General features: G+C 73.1%; 20 protein-coding genes. 12 read left to right on the forward strand and 8 right to left on the reverse strand.

Annotated features, from left to right (window positions below; translation table 11 throughout):
• The first annotated feature begins 44 nt into the window (after positions 1 to 44).
• Complete coding sequence (gene serA / locus ACFYML_RS08480) at positions 45 to 1,643, forward strand: phosphoglycerate dehydrogenase (protein ID WP_387419958.1); 1,599 nt, start codon at positions 45 to 47, stop codon at positions 1,641 to 1,643.
• Between the two features lie 60 nt (positions 1,644 to 1,703).
• Here the strand turns inward: serA and ACFYML_RS08485 are convergent, their stop codons facing one another.
• A complete protein-coding gene (locus tag ACFYML_RS08485) occupies positions 1,704 to 2,060 on the reverse strand; it encodes a hypothetical protein (protein ID WP_387419959.1) in 357 nt (118 codons plus the stop codon).
• Between the two features lie 339 nt (positions 2,061 to 2,399).
• A complete protein-coding gene (locus ACFYML_RS08490; protein WP_387419960.1) occupies positions 2,400 to 3,275 on the reverse strand; it encodes an FAD:protein FMN transferase in 876 nt (291 codons plus the stop codon).
• Positions 3,276 to 3,500: 225 nt separating this feature from the next.
• Here ACFYML_RS08490 and ACFYML_RS08495 point away from each other — a divergent pair, with 225 nt between their 5' ends.
• Positions 3,501 to 4,532, forward strand: a complete 1,032-nt coding sequence (locus tag ACFYML_RS08495; RefSeq protein ID WP_387419961.1) for a 3-isopropylmalate dehydrogenase — start codon at positions 3,501 to 3,503, stop codon at positions 4,530 to 4,532.
• Positions 4,533 to 4,733: 201 nt separating this feature from the next.
• Positions 4,734 to 5,831 (forward strand): branched-chain amino acid aminotransferase, encoded by a 1,098-nt coding sequence (locus ACFYML_RS08500; RefSeq protein ID WP_387419962.1) that lies wholly within the window; start codon positions 4,734 to 4,736, stop codon positions 5,829 to 5,831.
• Between the two features lie 175 nt (positions 5,832 to 6,006).
• Here ACFYML_RS08500 and ACFYML_RS08505 read toward each other — a convergent pair whose 3' ends face one another.
• The 4 genes from ACFYML_RS08505 to ACFYML_RS08520 form a co-directional block, all read right to left on the reverse strand.
• Positions 6,007 to 6,756: a tyrosine-protein phosphatase gene (locus ACFYML_RS08505; RefSeq protein ID WP_387419963.1), complete on the reverse strand. Its 750-nt coding sequence runs from the start codon at positions 6,754 to 6,756 to the stop codon at positions 6,007 to 6,009.
• A gap of 59 nt (positions 6,757 to 6,815) precedes the next feature.
• A complete protein-coding gene (locus ACFYML_RS08510; protein ID WP_387419964.1) occupies positions 6,816 to 7,274 on the reverse strand; it encodes a PRC-barrel domain-containing protein in 459 nt (152 codons plus the stop codon).
• A gap of 87 nt (positions 7,275 to 7,361) precedes the next feature.
• Positions 7,362 to 7,892: a carboxymuconolactone decarboxylase family protein gene (locus tag ACFYML_RS08515; RefSeq protein WP_387419965.1), complete on the reverse strand. Its 531-nt coding sequence runs from the start codon at positions 7,890 to 7,892 to the stop codon at positions 7,362 to 7,364.
• A gap of 2 nt (positions 7,893 to 7,894) precedes the next feature.
• Entirely contained in the window at positions 7,895 to 8,455 is a 561-nt protein-coding gene (locus tag ACFYML_RS08520; protein WP_387274264.1) for a peroxiredoxin, read from the reverse strand.
• A 361-nt stretch (positions 8,456 to 8,816) separates the two neighbouring features.
• Between ACFYML_RS08520 and cimA the strand changes: the two genes are divergently transcribed.
• Entirely contained in the window at positions 8,817 to 10,397 is a 1,581-nt protein-coding gene (cimA, locus tag ACFYML_RS08525; RefSeq protein WP_387419966.1) for a citramalate synthase, read from the forward strand.
• Between the two features lie 45 nt (positions 10,398 to 10,442).
• On the opposite strand, the gene ACFYML_RS08530 is transcribed toward cimA, so the two are convergent.
• Entirely contained in the window at positions 10,443 to 11,435 is a 993-nt protein-coding gene (locus ACFYML_RS08530) for an endonuclease/exonuclease/phosphatase family protein (RefSeq protein WP_387419967.1), read from the reverse strand.
• 359 nt (positions 11,436 to 11,794) lie between these two features.
• Between ACFYML_RS08530 and ACFYML_RS08535 the strand changes: the two genes are divergently transcribed.
• The 8 genes from ACFYML_RS08535 (at position 11,795) to ACFYML_RS08570 (ending at position 18,016) form a co-directional block, all read left to right on the forward strand.
• Positions 11,795 to 12,334, forward strand: coding sequence for a hypothetical protein (locus ACFYML_RS08535; RefSeq protein ID WP_387419968.1), 540 nt, complete (start codon positions 11,795 to 11,797; stop codon positions 12,332 to 12,334).
• Positions 12,335 to 12,553: 219 nt separating this feature from the next.
• Positions 12,554 to 13,603 (forward strand): AAA family ATPase, encoded by a 1,050-nt coding sequence (locus ACFYML_RS08540; RefSeq protein WP_387419969.1) that lies wholly within the window; start codon positions 12,554 to 12,556, stop codon positions 13,601 to 13,603.
• Positions 13,600 to 14,661 (forward strand): DUF58 domain-containing protein, encoded by a 1,062-nt coding sequence (locus ACFYML_RS08545; protein WP_387419970.1) that lies wholly within the window; start codon positions 13,600 to 13,602, stop codon positions 14,659 to 14,661. The genes ACFYML_RS08540 and ACFYML_RS08545 overlap by 4 nt, the downstream gene beginning before the upstream one ends.
• Positions 14,658 to 15,617, forward strand: a complete 960-nt coding sequence (locus ACFYML_RS08550; protein ID WP_387419971.1) for a VWA domain-containing protein — start codon at positions 14,658 to 14,660, stop codon at positions 15,615 to 15,617. Before ACFYML_RS08545 ends, ACFYML_RS08550 begins: the two co-directional genes overlap by 4 nt.
• A gap of 48 nt (positions 15,618 to 15,665) precedes the next feature.
• Positions 15,666 to 16,526 (forward strand): S1C family serine protease, encoded by an 861-nt coding sequence (locus ACFYML_RS08555; RefSeq protein WP_387419973.1) that lies wholly within the window; start codon positions 15,666 to 15,668, stop codon positions 16,524 to 16,526.
• Positions 16,527 to 16,647: 121 nt separating this feature from the next.
• Positions 16,648 to 16,950 (forward strand): hypothetical protein, encoded by a 303-nt coding sequence (locus tag ACFYML_RS08560; RefSeq protein ID WP_387419974.1) that lies wholly within the window; start codon positions 16,648 to 16,650, stop codon positions 16,948 to 16,950.
• Positions 16,951 to 16,959: 9 nt separating this feature from the next.
• Positions 16,960 to 17,385 carry an alternative ribosome rescue aminoacyl-tRNA hydrolase ArfB gene (gene arfB, locus ACFYML_RS08565; RefSeq protein WP_387419975.1) on the forward strand — a complete coding sequence of 142 codons (426 nt, stop codon included), beginning with the start codon at positions 16,960 to 16,962 and terminating at the stop codon, positions 17,383 to 17,385.
• 58 nt (positions 17,386 to 17,443) lie between these two features.
• Positions 17,444 to 18,016, forward strand: coding sequence for a GNAT family N-acetyltransferase (locus ACFYML_RS08570; protein ID WP_387419976.1), 573 nt, complete (start codon positions 17,444 to 17,446; stop codon positions 18,014 to 18,016).
• Positions 18,017 to 18,096: 80 nt separating this feature from the next.
• Here the strand turns inward: ACFYML_RS08570 and ACFYML_RS08575 are convergent, their stop codons facing one another.
• The gene (locus ACFYML_RS08575; protein WP_387419977.1) at positions 18,097 to 18,987 is read right to left on the reverse strand and encodes a 3-methyladenine DNA glycosylase; all 891 of its coding nucleotides are present in this window, start codon (positions 18,985 to 18,987) and stop codon (positions 18,097 to 18,099) included.
• Position 18,988: the final 1 nt, after the last annotated feature.

Below are 18,988 nucleotides of genomic sequence, written 5' to 3' on the forward strand. Positions count from 1 at the left end.
CCGGGCGTGCCAGGCCGACCGCATACGAGCGTCTACGAGGACCGATGAATCCTGTCGTACTGATCGCCGAAGAACTCGCCCCTGCCGCCATCGAGGTGCTTGCGCACGACTTCGACGTGCGCCACGTCGACGGCACCGACCGTCCGGCCCTGCTGTCCGCGCTCTCCGAGGCCGACGCGGTGATCGTACGCAGTGCCACCCAGATCGACGCCGAGGCGATCGCCGCCGCGCCGCGCCTGAAGGTGGTCGCCCGGGCCGGCGTGGGCCTGGACAACGTCGAGGTGCCGGCCGCCACCGCCCGGGGCGTCATGGTCGTCAACGCGCCCACCTCCAACATCGTCTCCGCCGCCGAGCAGGCCGTCGCGCTGCTGCTCGCCGTGGCGCGCAACACCGCCAGCGCCAGCGCGGCGCTCAAGGCGGGGGAGTGGAAGCGGTCCAAGTACACCGGCGTGGAGGTCCAGGGCAAGACCGTGGGCGTGGTCGGCCTCGGCCGCATCGGCGTGCTCTTCGCGCAGCGCATCGCCGCCTTCGGCACCCGGTTGATCGCGTACGACCCGTACATCCAGCCGGCCCGTGCCGCCCAGCTCGGCGTCCGCCTGGTCGGGCTGGAGGAGCTGCTGCGGGAGAGCGACTTCATCTCGATCCACCTGCCCAAGACGCCGGAGACGGTGGGTCTGATCGGCGAGAAGGAACTCGCGATCGTCAAGCCGGGCGTGCGGATCGTCAACGCCGCCCGGGGTGGCCTGGTCGACGAGCAGGCGCTGGCGGACGCGATCGCCGAGGGCCGGGTCGGCGGCGCCGGCGTCGACGTCTACGCCAAGGAGCCCTGCACCTCCTCCCCGCTATTCGCCTTCGACAACGTGGTGGCCACGCCGCACCTGGGCGCCTCCACCCACGAGGCGCAGGACAAGGCCGGTCTGGCCGTGGCCAAGAGCGTCAAGCTGGCGCTCCAGGGCGAGTTCGTGCCGGACGCGGTGAACGTGCAGGCCGGCGGCGTGGTCGCCGAGGACGTCCGGCCGCTGCTGCCGCTGGCCGAGAAGCTGGGCCGGGCCTTCACCGCGGTGGCCGGCGGGGTGGCCGCCAGCGTCACCGTCGAGGTGCGTGGCGAGATCGTCAACCACGACGTGTCGGTGCTCAAGCTCGCCGCCACCAAGGGGCTGTTCAGCTCGGTGGTGGAGGAGCAGGTCACCTACGTCAACGCGCCGCACCTGGCTGCCGAGCGCGGGGTCGAGGTGGCGCTGACCGCGCAGGCCGAGACGATCGACCACCCCAACCTGGTGACCGTACGCGGCGCGCTGCCGGACGGGCGGACGGTCAGCGTCTCGGGCACCCTGACCCAGGCCGGCGCTCGGGACGTCCTCAAGCTGACCGAGGTGGACGGTTTCGACGTCGAGATCGGCGCGGAGGGCATCCTGGTCTTCCTGCGCTACGTCGACCGGCCGGGAGTGGTCGGCACCGTCGGTACCCTGCTCGGCGAGGCCGGCGTCAACATCGCCGCCATGCAGGTCGCCCGCCGGGAGGCCGGTGGCGAGACGCTGATGACGCTCACCGTCGACCAGGCGCTCGGCGCGGACCTGCTCAGCTCGGCCGCCGACTCGATCGGCGCGGTCGCGGCCAGCGCGGCCGACCTGCGCGACGAGTAGTCCACACACGACGAACCCGGGGCCCGGCCGCACGGCCGGGCCCCTCGTCGTACCCGGCGATCAGCGGGCGACGCGGGTGGGCGGCGGGTAGACCGTGCCGTCCTGGACGTCGTAGAGCATCAGGTCGTGCTCGCCGGCCAGCCGCTCGATGTCGAGCAGCACCTGGTCCTCGCAGGTGGGGATGAGGTTCATCTCCACGTGGTCGGCGGCCGCGTGCAGCGGGGCGACCGCCCAGGGCGTGCCTGGGCGGGCCGGGCGATCGGGATAGGCGGCCGTGATCGCCCGGTAGAAACCGACCACCCTCGGGTCGGGGTGACGCTCGCCGTGCCGTCCTTCGCGGCACCGCTGCACCGCCGCCCGTACGTCGTCGGGCGTGGCTCCGGCCGGCAGGGCCCACACGCTCAGATCGAAACTCACGGCGGACAGCGTGCCATCCCCGGTCCGCGCCGTCACGCCTGCCCCGCCGCTGGCCAGTGTGCGCGGGCTGGGATGACGGTCCGCTGTGGAGCCTCTTGCGTCGAGTTACGTCGATTGGCTAGCGTACCTGTGCGGTCACGGACTGAGTTGAGACTCCGGCCCGTCTTCGGGTGACGCGGTCGGACGCCCGGCCCAATCAGGTCCGCACCCCTCGGTTGCGCGAGCCACGTGCACTCGTCGCTGACCGGCCCCCACGGTCGTTGCCGAGACCGTGGGGGCCGATCGCGGCCCGCGTCCCGGGTGCGAAGGCGGGGCGACGGGTGTCGAGTGTCGACGCGTTCAGCGCCGGCGGTGGGCGAAGAGCGCCCGGTAGTCCGAACCGTTGCGGAACCAGGCCAGCCCGGCCGGCCCGGCGGCGTACAGGGCAGTGGCGTAGGCGTCGGCCACCGTGAGGTCCGGTCCCACCACGGTGGCGGCGACGAGTTGGTCGACGGGCTCACCGGTGTGCGGGTCCACCACGTGCCCCTGCCGTCCGGACACCCCGGAGGTGCCCACCGCGCCGGCCGTCATCTCCAGCACCAGCGGCGCCCGCTGCGCGTCCGTGGGATGGTGCACGGCCACCCGCCACGGGCCGCCGTGCGCGGCGTGCCCGCGTACGGTGAGGTCGGCGCCGGAGAGCACGGCGTAGTCGTGGACGCCGGCGGCGCGCAACCGGGCCGCGGCGCGTTCCACCGCCCAGCCGTTGAGCAGGCCACCCGGGTCGAAGCCGCCCGGCACCGCCCAGGCGTCGAACCACCCGTCGGTCGCCGCCCGCATGGCGGCGCAGCGGTTCACGAGGTCCGCCAGCGGCGGGTACGACTCGGGGCTGATCTCGCCCCGCCGCAGCTTCGACACCAGGCTGTCCGGCTGGTTCGGCCCGTACGTGAGGTCGATGGCCCGCAGTTCGGCGACCGCGTCCCGCAGCGCCTCGCCGACGCCCCGGTGGCCCAGCCACTCGGGCGCGTTCAAGAGCAGAGAGTATTCGGCGGTGGAGGTGCGGACGGTGTGCCGGACGCTGATCCGGTCGACCGCGGTGCCGCCGGCCCGGTCCAGCCGGTGGCTGCGGGCGCCGAGGCGCAGGTCGGGGCGGTGGCTGCGGAAGGCGGCCTGGTCGATCCATCGGGTCCGGGGTTGCTCGTCGGCCCACCGGGCCGGTCGCTGCTCGTCGATCCGCATCGCATCCGCTCCCTCGCTGACGACGCCGCAGCGCCGCGGCGAAGCCGGTCCCGGGCCCCCGTCCGACCCGGACGTCTCCGACCCTAGGCAGCGGAGATGACTGCACCATGAATGCCACCTGGGAGACTCCTGAGCATCCAGCTTTCCCGAATGTTGGAAGGCGCGTACCGGGAACCGGGACGACGACGTACCGTTGCCGGGACCGACGAGTTTGAGGAGCGTGTGGTGGCACGGATCGCGGTGGTGGCCGGAGACGGGATCGGACCCGAGGTGGTCGCGCAGGCCCGCAAGGTCATCGACGCCGTGCTCCCCGGCGTGACGGCCACCGAGTACGACCTCGGCGCCGCCCGCTACCACCGCACCGGCGAGGTGCTGCCCGACTCGGTCCTCGACGAGCTGGCCGGGCACGACGCGATCCTGCTCGGCGCGGTCGGCGATCCCACCGTGCCGCCGGGCGTGCTGGAGCGTGGCCTGCTGCTCAAGCTCCGCTTCGCCTTCGACCAGTACGTCAACCTGCGCCCGTCGCGGCTATGGCCGGGCGTGCCCGCCCCGCTGGCCGCCGTCAAGCCGGGCGAGGTCGACCTGGTCGTGGTCCGCGAGGGGACCGAGGGCCTGTATGCCGGCGCCGGCGGTGCGCTGCACCGGAACACCCCGGCCGAGGTGGCCACCGAGGAGAGCCTCAACACCCGGCACGGCGTCGAGCGGGTGATCCGGGACGCCTTCGCCCGGGCCGGCCGCCGGGAGCGCCGCAAGGTCACCCTGGTGCACAAGACCAACGTGCTGACCCACGCCGGCTCGCTGTGGGCGCGTGCCTTCGAGGCCGTCGCCGCCGAGCACCCCGACGTGGCCACCGAGTACCAGCACGTCGACGCCGCCGCGATGTTCCTGGTGACCAACCCGCAGCGGTACGACGTGGTGGTCACCGACAACCTGTTCGGCGACATCCTCACCGACATCGCCGCCGCGGTGACCGGCGGCATCGGCCTGGCGGCCAGCGGTTGCATCAACCCGGAGGGGCGCTACCCGTCGATGTTCGAGCCGGTGCACGGCTCCGCGCCGGACATCGCCGGGCGCGGCGTCGCCGACCCGGTCGCCGCGGTGCTCTCGGCCGCGCTGCTGCTCGACCAGCTCGGCCACGCCGACGCCGCCGCGCGGGTCACCGCCGCGGTCGGTGCCGAGCTGGCCAGCCGTACGCCGGGTGCGCCGCTGCGCACCGAGGAGGTCGGCGACCGGCTCGCCGGCTACGCCGTAGCCTGACCAGGGCCGTCCACGGCCCGGCGTCGGGCCGCCAGACCCGTCCCCGGGCCCGCTCCGCCCGACCGTCCCGAGTCGCCGTTCGGTGCGCTCGATGTGGCAGGCAGGAGCTATCCGCTGAACGACCGTTCGGGGTAAGTTTCTGGCACCAATGACGTCGGCCTGCGACAACGCATGCCGTGGACCCGCAGGGAGGTCAGCGCGATGAGCGGTGGTGACAAGCTCGATTTCGAGATCCGTCCGAATCCCGCGCCGGTATCCGCCGCCGACCGGGCCGCCCTGCTGGCGAACCCCGGGTTCGGTCGGGTGTTCACCGACCACATGGTGACGATCCGGTACGCCGACGGGAAGGGCTGGTACGACCCCCGGGTGGAGGCGCGCGCGCCGATCCCGATGGACCCGGCCGCCGCCGTCCTGCACTACGCGCAGGAGATCTTCGAGGGGCTGAAGGCGTACCGGGGCGCGGACGGGTCGGTGACCCTGTTCCGCCCCGAGGCGAACGCCGCCCGCTTCGCCGCCTCCGCCCGGCGGCTGGCGATGCCTGAGCTGTCGACGGAGACCTTCGTCGAGTCGCTGCGCCGGCTGGTCGAGATCGACCGGGAGTGGATCCCCGACGCCGAGGACAGCAGCCTCTACCTGCGGCCGTTCATGTTCGCCAGCGAGGTCTTCCTCGGGGTGCGGCCGGCCAACGAGTACCTCTACGCGGTGATCGCCTCGCCCGCGGGGGCGTACTTCCCGGGCGGGGTCAAGCCGATCACGGTCTGGGTCTCCCCGGACTACACCCGGGCGGCCCCGGGCGGCACCGGCGCGGCCAAGTGCGGCGGCAACTACGCCAGCTCGCTGGTGGCCCAGGCCGAGGCGATCGAGGCGGGCTGTGACCAGGTGGTCTTCCTGGACGCGGTGGAGCGGCGCTTCGTCGACGAGTTGGGCGGCATGAACGTCTTCTTCGTCTACGACGACGACACCCTGGTCACCCCGCCGCTGACCGGCACCATCCTGCCGGGCATCACCCGGGACGCGATCCTCACCCTGGCGGCCGAGTCGGGGCACCGGGTCGAGGAGCGGCCGGTCAGCTTCGCCGACTGGCAGGCGGACGCGGCCAGCGGCCGGCTGCGCGAGGTCTTCGCCTGTGGCACCGCCGCGGTGATCACCCCGATCGGCGGGGTGCGCTTCCCCGACGGCGAGTTCCTCATCGGCGGTGGGGAGTCCGGACGCTCCACGATGGCCCTGCGGCAGCGGCTGGTCGACATCCAGCGCGGCCGCGCCGAGGACCGGCACGGCTGGGTGCAGCGAGTCCTCTGACCTGCCCCTGGACCCGGTACGGCCGGCACCGTCGGAGGCGGTGCCGGCCGTACCTCGTCGTGCCCGCCACCGTCGGCCTGCTTCCGGCGGCACCCAGGCGTTGATCAAGAAGTTGGCGTCGGCGCGACGCCGGAATCAGACGCAAACTTCTTGATCAACTCCTGGGGGTGGGGGGTTAGGTGAGGAGGTGGGCGCGGAGGGCGGTCAGCTGCGCGTCGGTCACGCCGGCGTGGTGCAGGTAGCCCTCCACGGAGCCGTGGCCCGCCCGCAGTTCGGTGAGGAAGATGGTCATCGCCTCGGCGGGGGAGGCGAGGTACGGGCGGGGCGGCTGCGCGGCCTCGGGCAGCGCCGCGGCGACCCAGGCGCTGAACCGCTCGGACGCCTCGGTGCTCAACGCGTAGTCGGCGACGATGTCCTCGTCGGCCACGCCGAGCACCGCGAGGGTGAGCGCGCAGACGATCCCGGTCCGGTCCTTGCCGGCCACGCAGTGCACCACCACCGGCGCGGTGGCGCTGTCCGCGATCAGCCCGATCGCCTCGGCCAGCCCCGCGGTGCCCGTCTGGGCCAGGGCTGCGTACCGGTCGGCGAGCCAGCGGGGCAGGCTCTCCTGCGGGTCGTAGGGAATTCCGGCCCAGTCGTCGTGCTCGGGGTGGATGTGCCGGTAGGTCAGCCCGTCGTATGCGGGCACCCGGCCGTCGCGGGCCACCTCCGTGGGGCGGCGCAGGTCGATGACGGTACGGATGCCGAGGGCGGTGAACATTTCCCGGTCGGTCTCGTCGATCCGGTGCAGGGAGTCGGAGCGGTAGAGCCGGCCCCGGCGGACGGTCCGCCCGTCGTGGCCGGTCAGCCCGCCGACGTCGCGGAAGTTGAACAGGGCGGGGAAGGGGTTGCGCTGAGGGGTGTCCGTGGCGTCCACCCCTGACACGGTAACGGCCGGCGGGGCCCCGATGTGCCCCGCCGGCCGTCAGTGGCAGGCGTCCTCCGTCACCGGGCGGTACCCGGCGGGATCGACGAGTACGTGTCGTCGTAGTACCCGCCGAGCTTGTCCCGGTACGCCGGATCGGTGTCGGTGCTCTCGTCGTATTCGGGCGCGGCCTTGATCTGGTCCTTGCTCCGGTCGACGTACACCTTCCGCTCGTCGTGGTCGACGTGGTTGACGGTGCCGGCCGGCAGCATGACCTTCTTGCCGAAGATCCACGGCCCGGTGTCGACCACCAGGTAACTGGAGTTCACCTCGTGGCTGGCCCGGTCCACCTTGCCGATCCCGCCGTCAGTCGCCTCCACCTTGTAGCCGACCAGGTCGATGCCGGTCACCCCGGCCCCGTCCCGGTAGCTCCACGGGTCGAAGCGTCCCGCGGGCGTGCCGCCCACGAAGGCGCTCTGATCACCGTAGGTGAGCGGGTCCGGCGTCCCGCGGGTCGTTCGAGGGTCGAGCCGCTCCATGGCGTTCACTCCCTTTCTCGACTTTCTCGGGGGATGTGCGCTGTCGGACCCTTCGTACCCGGGTGCGGAGGTCGCTACACCGACCGCTCAGGCCAGGGCGGCCTCCGCGTCCAGAGCCACCGCGGCGGCGTGCACGACGGCCGCGATGCGCAGCCCCTCGTGCACCTGCTCGCGGCTGAACCCGGCGGTGCGCAGGGTCTTCTCGTGCGACTCCAGGCAGACCCCGCAGCCGGTGATCGCCGAGACGGCGAGGCACCAGAGCTCGAAGTCGCCCTTCTCGACCCCCGGCCGGGCGATGATCTGCATCCGCAGCCGGGCCGGCAGCGACGCGTACTGCTCGTCGCCGATCAGGTGCTTGGCCCGGTAGTAGATGTTGTTCATCGCCATGATCGTGGCGGCGCCCTTGGCCGCCTCGACCGCCTCCGGCGTCAGGCGACCGGCCGCCTCGGCGGCGATCTCCCTGAGCGCCACCGGGTTGCGGGCCGCCACCGCGCAGGCCAGGGCGGTGCCCCAGGCCTGCTCCGGCTTCAGGGTCGAGGTGACGATGGTGGAGCCGAGGTTGAGCCTGATGTCCTTGGCGTACTCGGGCAGAGCCGCCTTGACCGCGTCCAGGCCCATGGTCAGGCCCCGGCGCCGGCGAGCAGCGCGTTGGCGTCCAGGGTCGCGCCGCCCTTGTTCCAGTTGCACGGGCAGAGCTCGTCGGTCTGCAGCGCGTCCAGCACCCGCAGCACCTCGGAGACGTTCCGGCCGACCGAGCCGGCGGTCACCATGGCGAACTGGATCTCGTTGTCCGGGTCGACGATGAAGGTGGCCCGCTGGGCGACGCCGTCCGCACCGAGCACGCCGCAGTCGGCGGTCAGCTCGCGCTTGATGTCGCTGAGCATCGGGAAGGGCAGCTCGCGCAGGTCCGGGTGGTCCTTGCGCCACGCGTAGTGGACGAACTCGTTGTCCACGGAGACGCCGAGCACCTGGGCGTCCCGGTCGGCGAACTCGCCGTTGAGGCGGCCGAACTCGGCGATCTCGGTGGGGCAGATGAAGGTGAAGTCCTTCGGCCAGAAGAAGACCACCCGCCACTTGCCCTGGTGGGACTTGTGGTCGATCGTCTCGAACGCCTTCTCGGCGTCCAGCGACACGCAGGCGGTGAGTTCGTACTCGGGGAAGCGGTCACCGACGGTGAGCACAGGTCCTCCTTGACAACGGCTTGTCAGCGGCGCGAGGCCGGTAACTGGATCGGTTCCAGATATTGCCGCAACGTCGTTTCCGCTTGATAGCGGCCGGATGACTTGTGAAGTCGATCACCAGCCGGGGGATTCTGCCGCGGATCGTCCCTCGATCGGGTACTAACACCCTCCGTCACCGTCCCGGCATGTGGATTGTGCCTCCCAAAACCAGGACCGGGGTGGCAGAGTACGGACCGTGACCAGCTCCGTCCTGATTATTGGCAACTAGCGCGCCGGCTTCCCTCTCGCCGAGCGCGCAGACCTCCCGCATCCGCGGGGGGTCTTTTTGTTGCTCCCCTCAAGGCTCGAGAAGAGGACTCCCATGACCTTCCAGGTGTACGACACGACGCTGCGCGACGGCGCCCAGCGCGAGGGGCTCAGCTACTCGGTGGTCGACAAGCTGGCGGTGGCCCGCCTGCTGGACGACCTCGGGGTCGGCTTCATCGAGGGCGGCTGGCCCGGCGCGGTGCCCAAGGACACCGAGTTCTTCCGGCGGGCGCGCACCGAGCTGAAGCTGAAGCACGCGATCCTGGTCGCGTTCGGGGCCACCCGCAAGGCTGGGGTGGCGGTCGACGCCGACCCGCAGGTGCGCGGGCTGCTCGACGCGGAGACCCCGGCGGTGGCACTGGTCGCCAAGGCGGACCTGCGGCATGTCGAGCGGGCGCTGCGCACCACCGCCGAGGAGAACCTGGCGATGGTCCGGGACACGGTCACGCACCTGGTGCGGCAGGGCCGGCGGGTCTTCGTCGACGGGGAGCACTTCTTCGACGGCTACCGGCACGACCCGGCGTACACCGCGGCGGTGCTGGAGACGGCGCTGGCCGCCGGCGCCGAGCGGTTCGTGCTCTGCGACACCAACGGCGGGATGCTGCCGTCCCAGATCACCGCCGCCATCGCCGACGTCACCGCGCGCACCGGTGTGGCGCCGGAGCTGCTCGGCATCCACTGCCAGAACGACACCGCCTGCGCGGTGGCCAACACGATCGCCGCGGTCGAGGCCGGCGTCCGGCACTTCCAGGGCACCGCCAACGGGTACGGCGAGCGCCCCGGCAACGCCGACATCTTCGCGGTGGTCGCCAACCTCCAGCTCAAGCTCGGGCTGCCCGTCCTGCCGGAGGGCTGCCTGGAACAGATGGTGCGGGTCTCGCACGCCATCGCCGAGATCGCCAACATCGCCCCTGACACCCACCAGGCGTACGTCGGGGCCGCCGCCTTCGCCCACAAGGCCGGGCTGCACGCGAGCGCGATCAAGGTCGACCCGTTGCTCTACAACCACGTGGACCCGTCGGTGGTGGGCAACGACATGCGGATCCTGGTGACCGAGATGGCCGGCCGGGCCAGCATCGAGCTCAAGAGCCGTGAGCTCGGGCTGGACCTGGCCGGCCATCCGGAGGCGCTGTCCACCGTCACCAGGCGGGTCAAGGAGCTGGAGGCCGGCGGCTGGTCGTTCGAGGCCGCCGACGCGTCGTTCGAGCTGCTGGTCCGCGCCGAGCTGCCCGGCCGCGCCGCGCCCCGGCCGTTCGCCCTGGAGTCCTACCGGGTGCTGGTCGAGCACCGCGAGGACGGCGCGGTGGTCTCCGAGGCCACCGTCAAGATCCGGGTACGCGGCGAGCGGGTGATCGCCACCGCCGAGGGGAACGGCCCGGTCAACGCCCTGGACGAGGCGCTGCGGGTGGGGCTGGCCCGGCACTACCCGGAGCTGCGCGACTTCGAGCTGGCCGACTACAAGGTCCGGATCCTGGAGGGCAGCCACGGCACCGGCGCGGTGACCCGGGTGCTGGTGGAGACCGCCGGCGCGGGCCGCGACTGGACGACCGTCGGCGTGCACCCCAACGTGGTCGAGGCGAGCTGGCACGCCCTCGTCGACGCGCTCACCTACGGCCTGGACCGGGCCCGCGTGTAAGGAGGGGATCCCGCTCAGCGTCTGAGGTCAACCAGAGGCCCCTGCTCACGCGGCGGGCAGGCGCAGCTCGGCGAGGACGGCCCGGTGGTCGCTGCCGGGGACGGGGTGCACGGCCACCGAGCGGACCGCGATGCGCCGGTCCACCAGCACGTGGTCGATGGTGACCGGCGGGATCAGGTCCCCGTCGTACGGGCCCCAGGTGCCGGCGAGCCCGGCGCCGGCCGCGTCGGCGGCGTCGACGTAGCCGGTGGCGATCAGCTCCCGCAGCGGCGCGTGGTCGAGCGTGGCGTTGAAGTCCCCGGCCAGGATGCTCAGCCGCCCCCGGGGCGTGGCGGGCGGCTGCCCCCGCAGGTCGGTCCACCAGTCTGGGAGCACCTCCACGGCGTACGGGGCGGCCGGGTGCGCGGACTCCACCCGCAGGGGTGGCGCGCCCGGCACCGCCAGGGTCCCGTACGCCTGGGTGAAGGCGAAGCCCGGGTTGCGCCGGAACCCGCCCTCGCTGAGCGGGAAGCGCGCGTACAGCCCGGAGCCGGTGGTGCCGACCTCGGGGTTGAGCTCCCGATAGGGGAGCAGGGTGGCCAGCCCGAGGCGGTCCAGTTCGGCCGCGATCCCGGGGGTGAACTCCTGCACGGCCAGCACGTCCACCCGGTGCCCGCGGACCAGCTCGACCAGCCTGGCCGGATCGGCGCCGCCCACCAGCAGGTTGGCGGTGAGCAGGCGGAGCGTGGGGCCACCGACCTCGGGCTGCCCGGCGGCGACCGCGCGGGGCGCCACCACGCCGACCAGCGCCAACGCGATGACCGCCGCGACCACCGCCGCCGCGCGGCGCCGCAGCGCGAGCGCCAGCACCAGCGGCACCAGGGACGCGGCGGCGACGTACGGCGTGAAGGCGACCGCCTGCACCAGCGGCCCGCGCTCCAGGCCGGCCAGCCGGAGCACGGCCCAGGCGGCCACCGGCGCGACGGCGAGCCAGCAGGCGGTGGTGGCGATCGGGCGCGTCCGGGCGGCGGCCCGCCCCGCGTCCGTGGTGGTGATCACGGCCGTCACCGTACCGCGCCGGGTGCCGCCACGGTGCCCGCAACACCATTTCACGAATGGTCTCCGATTCACCTTTCACAGTTTTCGGGCCGCCAATCGCGAGTCGACACGCAAATGGGCGCTATTGACCCTCGGCATTTTCCGGTGCTAACTTCCACCTGGTTGAGACGTCGCGACTCTCGGTAGTAAGACCAGGTCAAGCCGGGTGCAGAAGGTTGAGTGTCAACCTTGACGGTGCGGAAAAATGCGCGGGCTCCCGATGGCCCGCGGGTTTCTGTGCCCGGCTCTGCGGCAGTAGTCATCCGGCCCGTCAATCGCGGGTCGGCCAGCTCGTCACGGTCACAAAAGGGAGACCTGTCATGGCCATATTCCTCAGACGCAAGGCGGCGGTGGTAGCGCTCGGCGTCCTGACCCTCACCCTGGCCGGCGGGGGCATCGCGGCCGCCGCCCACCCGGCGGCGAAGGCTCCGGCCGAGGTCGCCCAGCCCGGCGCCCGGCAGCCCGGCCAGCAGCCCCCGGTGACCGCCGCCGAGGCCCGGGCGGCGAAGTCCGCGCTGCGGGCGACCCTCGCCCCGCCCGCCGTCGGCACGGTCGCCTGGGCCGTCGTCAGCAGCAACGGCACCCTGCTCCAGCACTCGGCCAATGTCACCGCTGTCACGAAGTTCGCCAGCAATCTGCCGGGCCAGTTCGCGGGGCAGTTTCAGGTGACGCTCGACTACGACGTCCGCCTCAAGGCGTACCACGCGACCATCGGCACCAACGACCCGGCCAACGTCCCCCCGGGCGGCGAGATCTCGGCCGCGCCCCGGACCCTGATCCCGAACGCGGTCTTCGTCCAGACCCGCAGCTCCTCCGGCGGGTACGCGGACAAGCCGTTCCACATCATCATCGCCAACTGACCCGCCCCGCCGCGCTGGCCCCCGCTCCGGCGGGGGCCAGCGCCGTTCGCCGCCACCGGCCGCCGCGACGGCGACCCGTCTGCGCCCAGCTGCGCCGCCCGCACCCGGTCACCCGGTTGGTGCCCGACTGGGGGTGTCCTCCCCGTCCGGCTCAGGAACGACCGCCGAGGGGCCGATAATCCGACGTTTGCCGCCGGGCCGGCTCGGGAAGCAAGCACCGTGACGGACATCTCGGACACCCTGGCCAGCGTGCCCAGCCCGGTGGATGCCGATGCGAGCAGCGCCGAGCTGGAACAGACCCTCTTCGAGGTCAAACGCGTGATCGTCGGGCAGGATCGCCTCGTCGAACGCCTGCTCACCGCCCTGATCGCCGACGGCCACTGCCTCCTCGAGGGCGTGCCGGGGGTCGCGAAGACCCTCGCGGCGCAGACCCTCGCCACCGTCGTCGGCGGCACGTTCTCCCGGATCCAGTTCACCCCCGACCTGGTCCCCTCGGACATCGTCGGCACCCGGATCTATCGGGCCTCCACCGAGGCCTTCGACGTCGAGCTGGGCCCGATCATGGCGAACCTGGTGCTCGCCGACGAGATCAACCGCGCCCCGGCGAAGGTGCAGTCGGCCCTGCTGGAGGCGATGGCCGAGCGGCAGGTCTCGATCGGCGGCCGGACCTGGTCCGTCCCCGACCCGTTCCTGGTGCTCGCCACCCAGAACCCGATCGAGTCGGAGGGCGTCTACCAGCTTCCCGAGGCGCAGCGGGACCGCTTCCTCATGAAGATCGTGGTCGACTACCCGACCGACGCCGACGAGCTGGCGATCCTCTACCGGATGAGCAGCGACCGGCCGACGGCCCGGCCGGTGCTCGACCCGGCCCGGCTGCGAGAACTCCAGCGCCGGGCCAGCGACATCTTCGTCCACCACGCGCTCGCCGAGTATGTCGTCCGGCTCATCCTCGCCACCCGCGACCCGGGCCGGTTCGGGCTGCCCGAGATCGCGCCGCTGCTGGCGTACGGGGCGAGTCCGCGGGCGACCCTCGGCCTGGTCGCCGCCGCCCGCGCCCAGGCGTTCATCCGGGGCCGGGAGTACGTGCTTCCGGAGGACGTCCGGGAGTTGGCCGTCGACGTGCTCGCCCACCGGCTGGTGCTCTCCTTCGACGCGGTGGCCGACGGCGTCTCCGCCGAGGCGGTGGTACGCCGGCTGATCGAGGCGGTGCCGCCGCCCCGGGTGGTCGCCGGCCACCCCGAGACGGCGCCCGACCTGGCGGCGGCATGAGGCGCCGGGCCGCACCGACCCTGCCCGATCCCGGCCTGACGGACCTCGCCCCCGACGAGCGGTTGCGCCGGCTGGAACTGACCGTCACCCGCCGCCTCGACGGGCTGCTGCACGGCCAGTACCGCGGTCTGCTGCCCGGCCCGGGCAGCGAGGTGGCCGGCAGCCGCGAGTACCGCCCCGGTGAGGACGAGGTACGCCGGATGGACTGGGCGGTCACCGCCCGGACCACGGTCCCGCACGTACGCGAGGTCGACGCCGACCGGGAGCTGACCACCTGGCTGCTGGTCGACGCCAGTCCCAGCATGGAGTACGGCACCGCCACTCTGGACAAACGGGAACTCGCGGTGGCCGCCGTGGCAGCGGTCGGCTTCCTCACCGCCGGCGTCGGCAGCCGCCTCGGCGCGCTGGTGCTCGCCCCGGACGGCGTACGCCGGTTCCCGGCCCGGGGTGGGCGTACCCACCTCCTCGGGCTGCTGCGTGCCCTGCTGGCCGCGCCGCGAGTCGGCGGGCACGACGTGGCGGGACAGCTCGCTGCCGCGGACGCCGCACCACGGCCTCAGTTCGGCGCGTCGCGACCTGACGGCGGCGCCGCCCCACCCGGGCTGGCCGACGGGCTCGACGGGGTCGGACGGGTGGCCCGGGGGCGGGGCCTGGTGGTGGTGGTCTCCGACTTCCTCGACGGGCTGCCCGACGACCCGGACGCCGCGCCGCCCTGGGAGGTCCTCCTGCGCCGGCTCGCCGTCCGGCACCAGGTGCTCGCCGTGGAGGTGACCGACCCGCGCGAGCTGGAACTGCCGGACGTCGGCCTGGTGGCCCTGGTCGACCCGGAGACCGGCCGGCGGCGCGAGGTGTGGACCGGCGACCGGGCCCTGCGGGAGCGGTACGCGCAGGCCGCCGCCGCCCAACGCGACCAGATACGCGCCACGCTGCGCCGGTGCGGGGCCAACCACCTGGCGCTGCGTACCGACCGCGACTGGAGCGCGGACATCGTGCGGCACGTGCACGCCCAGCGCCGGCTGGCCGCCGCGCCGGCCCCGAACCGGGGAGGTGCCGCGTGACCTGGCAGTCACCCGTCCGGCTCTGGCTCCTGCTCGGCGTCGCCGCGCTCGTCGCCGGCTACCTGATGATGCAGCGCCGGCAGAGCCGGTACGCGGTCCGGTTCACCAACCTGCGACTGCTGGACCGGGTCGCGCCGCACCGGCCGGCCTGGCGCCGGCACGTGCCGGCAGGACTCTTCCTCGCCATGCTGGCGCTGCTGGTGGTCGGCTTCGCCCGACCCAGCGCCGAGGTGCGGGTGCCCCGGGAACGGGCCACCGTGATGGTCGCGGTGGACGTCTCCACCTCGATGCTGGCCAGCGACGTCGACCCGGATCGGCTGACCGCCGCCAAGCAGGCCGCCCGCCGGTTCGTCGACGGCCTGCCGAAGGAGTTCAACGTCGGGCTGGTCGCCTTCGCGGGCAGCGCGGCGGTGCTGGTCCCGCCGAGCACCGACCGGGACGCGCTGCACGACGGCGTCGGGCGGCTCGCTGAGGGGATCACCGGTGTCCAGGGCACCGCCATCGGCGAGGCGATCAGCACCTCCCTGGGCGCGGTGAAGAGTCTGGACGCCAAGGCGGCCAAGGATCCGCCGCCGGCCCGGATCATCATCCTCTCCGACGGCGCGAACACCTCCGGCATGGACCCGATGGAGGCCGCCGCCCAGGCCGTGGCGGCGAAGGTCCCGGTGCACACCATCTCCTTCGGCACCCCGTCCGGCTTCGTCGACCGGGGCGGCCGGGCGATCCAGGTGCCGGTGGACGGGCAGACCCTCAAGGCGGTCGCCGACGAGACCGGGGGCGGCTTCCACGAGGCGTCCACCAGCGCCGAGCTGCGCGCCGTCTACGAGGACATCGGCACCTCGGTCGGCTATCGCAAGGAACGGCAGGACATCTCCGCCCGCTTCATCGGCCTGGGGCTGGTCTTCGCCATGGGTGCGGCCGCCGGATCCCTGCGGTGGTTCTCCCGGCTGCCCTGACCCGTACCACCCGTCCGCGACGACGGCACGACACGTGAGGAGCCAGGTATGGCAGTGCAGACCGGACTCGGCGAGCCACGCGGCCCGTGGTTCGTCTCGCCCGAGCTGGATCCGGACGGGCGCGGCCGCTGGGACGTACCCGGGTCCGAGCAGGGTCCGGGGCGGCGTGGCTGGCGCGGGCGGATGCTGACCGCGCTCGCGGTGGTGGCCCTGTCGACGGTCTCCGGTGCGGCGGCCGGCAGCTGGGTGGCCGGCCGGGACGCGCCCGGGCCCGCGGCGGCGTCCGCCGCGCCGGTGCCGGCGGAACTGGTCACCGCGGCCGAGAAGACCGTGCCGGGGGTGGTGTCGGTGATGGTCGGCAGCGGGTCCGGGACGTCGGCCAGCGGTTCCGGTTTCGCCATCGACCACGAGCAGCACATCGTGACCAACGACCACATCCTGGCCAAGGGCGGCGCCGGTCCGGTGACCGTGGAGACCTCCGACGGCCGGCGGTTCACCGCCGAGGTGGTGGGTCGGGAGCCGGGCAGCGACCTGGCGGTGCTCAAGGTGCCCGCCTCGGCCGGGTTGTCGCCGCTGCCGCTGGCCAAGCCGAACACCACCCGGGTCGGCGAGCCGGTGCTCGCGGTCGGTTCCCCGCTCGGCCTGTCCGGCACGGTGACCGCCGGCATCGTCAGCGCGCTCAACCGTCAGGTACGCATCGGCAACGGCCGGCACACCGCGGTGCAGACCGACGCCTCGATCAACCCGGGCAACTCGGGAGGCCCGCTGGTCAACGCGCGGGGTGAGGTGGTCGGGGTGAACACGGCCATCGCCACCATCGACGGCACCGGTTCGATCGGCATCGGGTTCGCCATCCCGATCGACCAGGTCCAGCAGACCGCCGACACCATCATCGGCCGGGGCGGCTGACCGGACGTTGACCTGCGCCGCCCTACCGGACCATCGCGCCGCATCGGGGTGAACTGTCGGATATCCGGCGTGGGACCATCGGGCCATGGAAATATTACGCTGAGTATGGATACTGGCGTGGGTGGAGCAAGCTGTCATTGCGGCCCTCCTCTTGGTGGGCCTGGTCATCGGCGCCGGCGTCGGCGCGTCCTACGCCCGCGCGAAGCGCGGCTGGAAGGACTACAAGACCGCCCGTAACATCGTCCCGGGCACCCGGCGGACCGCCTGGCTGGCGATCCGCGCGGTCATCACCAAGCTCGGCGTGATCGCCCTGCTGCTCGTCGGCGCGGCCGCGTACGCGGCGGCCGGGTCGGACCACGAGCGGGCCGGGCCGACGCCCACCCCGACCGTAACTCCCACGCCGAGTCACCGGGGCGGGCGATAGCCTCATGGCGTGGACGACGGACTGCGGGTGACCGACCGGCTCGTGGTCCCGACCGGCGAGCTGCGGGAACGCTTCTCCCGCTCGTCGGGGCCGGGCGGGCAGGGGGTCAACACCACCGACTCCCGGGTGGAGCTCAGCTTCGACCTGGCCGGCTCGCCGAGCGTGCCCGAGCCGCTGCGCGCCCGCGCGCTGGACCGGCTCGCCGGGCGGCTGGTCGACGGCGTGCTGACCGTCACCGCAAGCGAGCACCGGGCGCAACTGGCCAACCGCGAGGCGGCCCGCGAACGGCTGGCCGGCCTGCTGCGGGAGGCGGTCGCCCCGCCGGCCAAGCCCCGCCGCCCGACCCGCCCGTCCCGCGCCGCAAAGGAGCGCCGGCTGGCCGACAAGAAGCGCCAGGCCCAGCGCAAGCGCGACCGCCGGGTGGACGGCGACTGACCGGCCCGGCGCGGAAAACGATTTTGCCGCCCACCGGGCCGCCGACCAGAATGCGCCGGTGCCCGTCGACTTCTCCGTCAAGCCCACGCTCACCGGCGAGCGGGTCGTCCTGCGCCCGTTCGTCGACGACGACCTCACGGCCTTCCAGGTCGCCCTGGCCGACCCGGAGGTGGCGCGGCTCACCGGCAGCCCGCCCGAGCCGTTCGACCCGGGTCGGCTGCGAGCCTGGTACGGCACCCGCAACAGCCAGACCGACCGGCTCGACCTGGCCGTGGTGGACAAGGCGACCGGGGCCTGCGTCGGCGAGGTGGTCCTCAACGAGTGGGACGGCCACAACCGCAGCTGCAACTTCCGCACCCTGATCGGCCCGGCCGGCCGGAACCGGGGGCTCGGCACCGAGGCGGTCCGGCTGATCGTCGGGTACGGCTTCGAGCAGCTCGGCCTGCACCGGATCTCGCTGGAGGTGTTCGCGTTCAACCCGCGCGCCCGCCGGGTCTACGAGAAGGTCGGCTTCGTCGCCGAAGGCACGCTGCGGCAGGTGCTCCGCGACGGCGACGACTGGGTGGACGCCACCGTCATGTCGATCCTCGCGCCGGAGTGGGCGGCGCACCGCGGCCATCCGGAGGGCTGAACCCGGCGTCTCCACCCGCACCGCCGGACAGCCCAACTGCTCGCGCCGGCTTCTGGCAGCTGAGTGACTGAGAGCGTTGGTCAGCCGTCCGAGGCGGCGAGGAGCCGGTCGCACTCCGCGATCAGGCGCGTGCGCAGCGGCGCGGCCCGTTCCGCGAACGACCGCTGTGCCAGCACGTACTCGTGCCGGCCCTCGATGGTCTCGATTCTGACGGGCGAGTAGCCCAGGTCGGTGAGGTCGTACGGAGAGGCCCGCATGTCCAGGGTCCGGATCGCTCTCGCCAGCTCGAAGCAGTCGGCTACGAGTTCCGAGGGGACCAGGGGCGAGAGCTTGTAGGAATGCTTGTAGAGGTCCATGTTGGCGTGCAGGCAGCCCGGCTGCTCCAGCGCGTGCTGGCTCTCCCGGGTCGGGGTGAGCAGGTTCAGCGGCCGGGCCGGCGCGGTGAAGAAGCGGAACGCGTCGAAGTGGCTGCACCGCACGCCCCGCTCCTCCACCACGGCGGCGGTCGCCGCCGGGCTGAGCCGCAGCGGCCAGGCGTTGTGCCGTACTTCGTCCTGGGTCTGCCGGTAGACCATCGCCCACTCGTGCAGCCCGAAGCAGCCGAACTGGGCCGGGCGGCCGGCGGTCGCCGCGAGCAGCGTACGGATCCAGGTGATCGACTCGGCGCGCCGGGCGCGCACCCGCTCGGTGTCGAGGGTGAGGCCGTCGGCACCCGCGTGGTAGTCCCGGCCGAACTCGGCCGGGTCCGCGTCGCGCAGCACCACGCCCGCGCCCGGGTGCCAGCGGCGCAACTGCGCCGGACGGTACGAGTAGTAGGTGAAGAGGAAGTCCTCCACCGGGTGCTTCACCCCGGAGCGCCGGCGGGCCAGGTGCGGCGTCAGCCAGGCGTCCGCCCGCTCCTCGTGAGCCCGCCGCCGGGCCTGCCAGTCGGCCGCGTCGAGCACGGTGGCGGGGGCGAGGGCGGCGGTCACG

The sequence above is a fragment of the Micromonospora sp. NPDC007230 genome, from assembly GCF_042869115.1.
Classification (GTDB): Bacteria; Actinomycetota; Actinomycetes; order Mycobacteriales; family Micromonosporaceae; genus Micromonospora.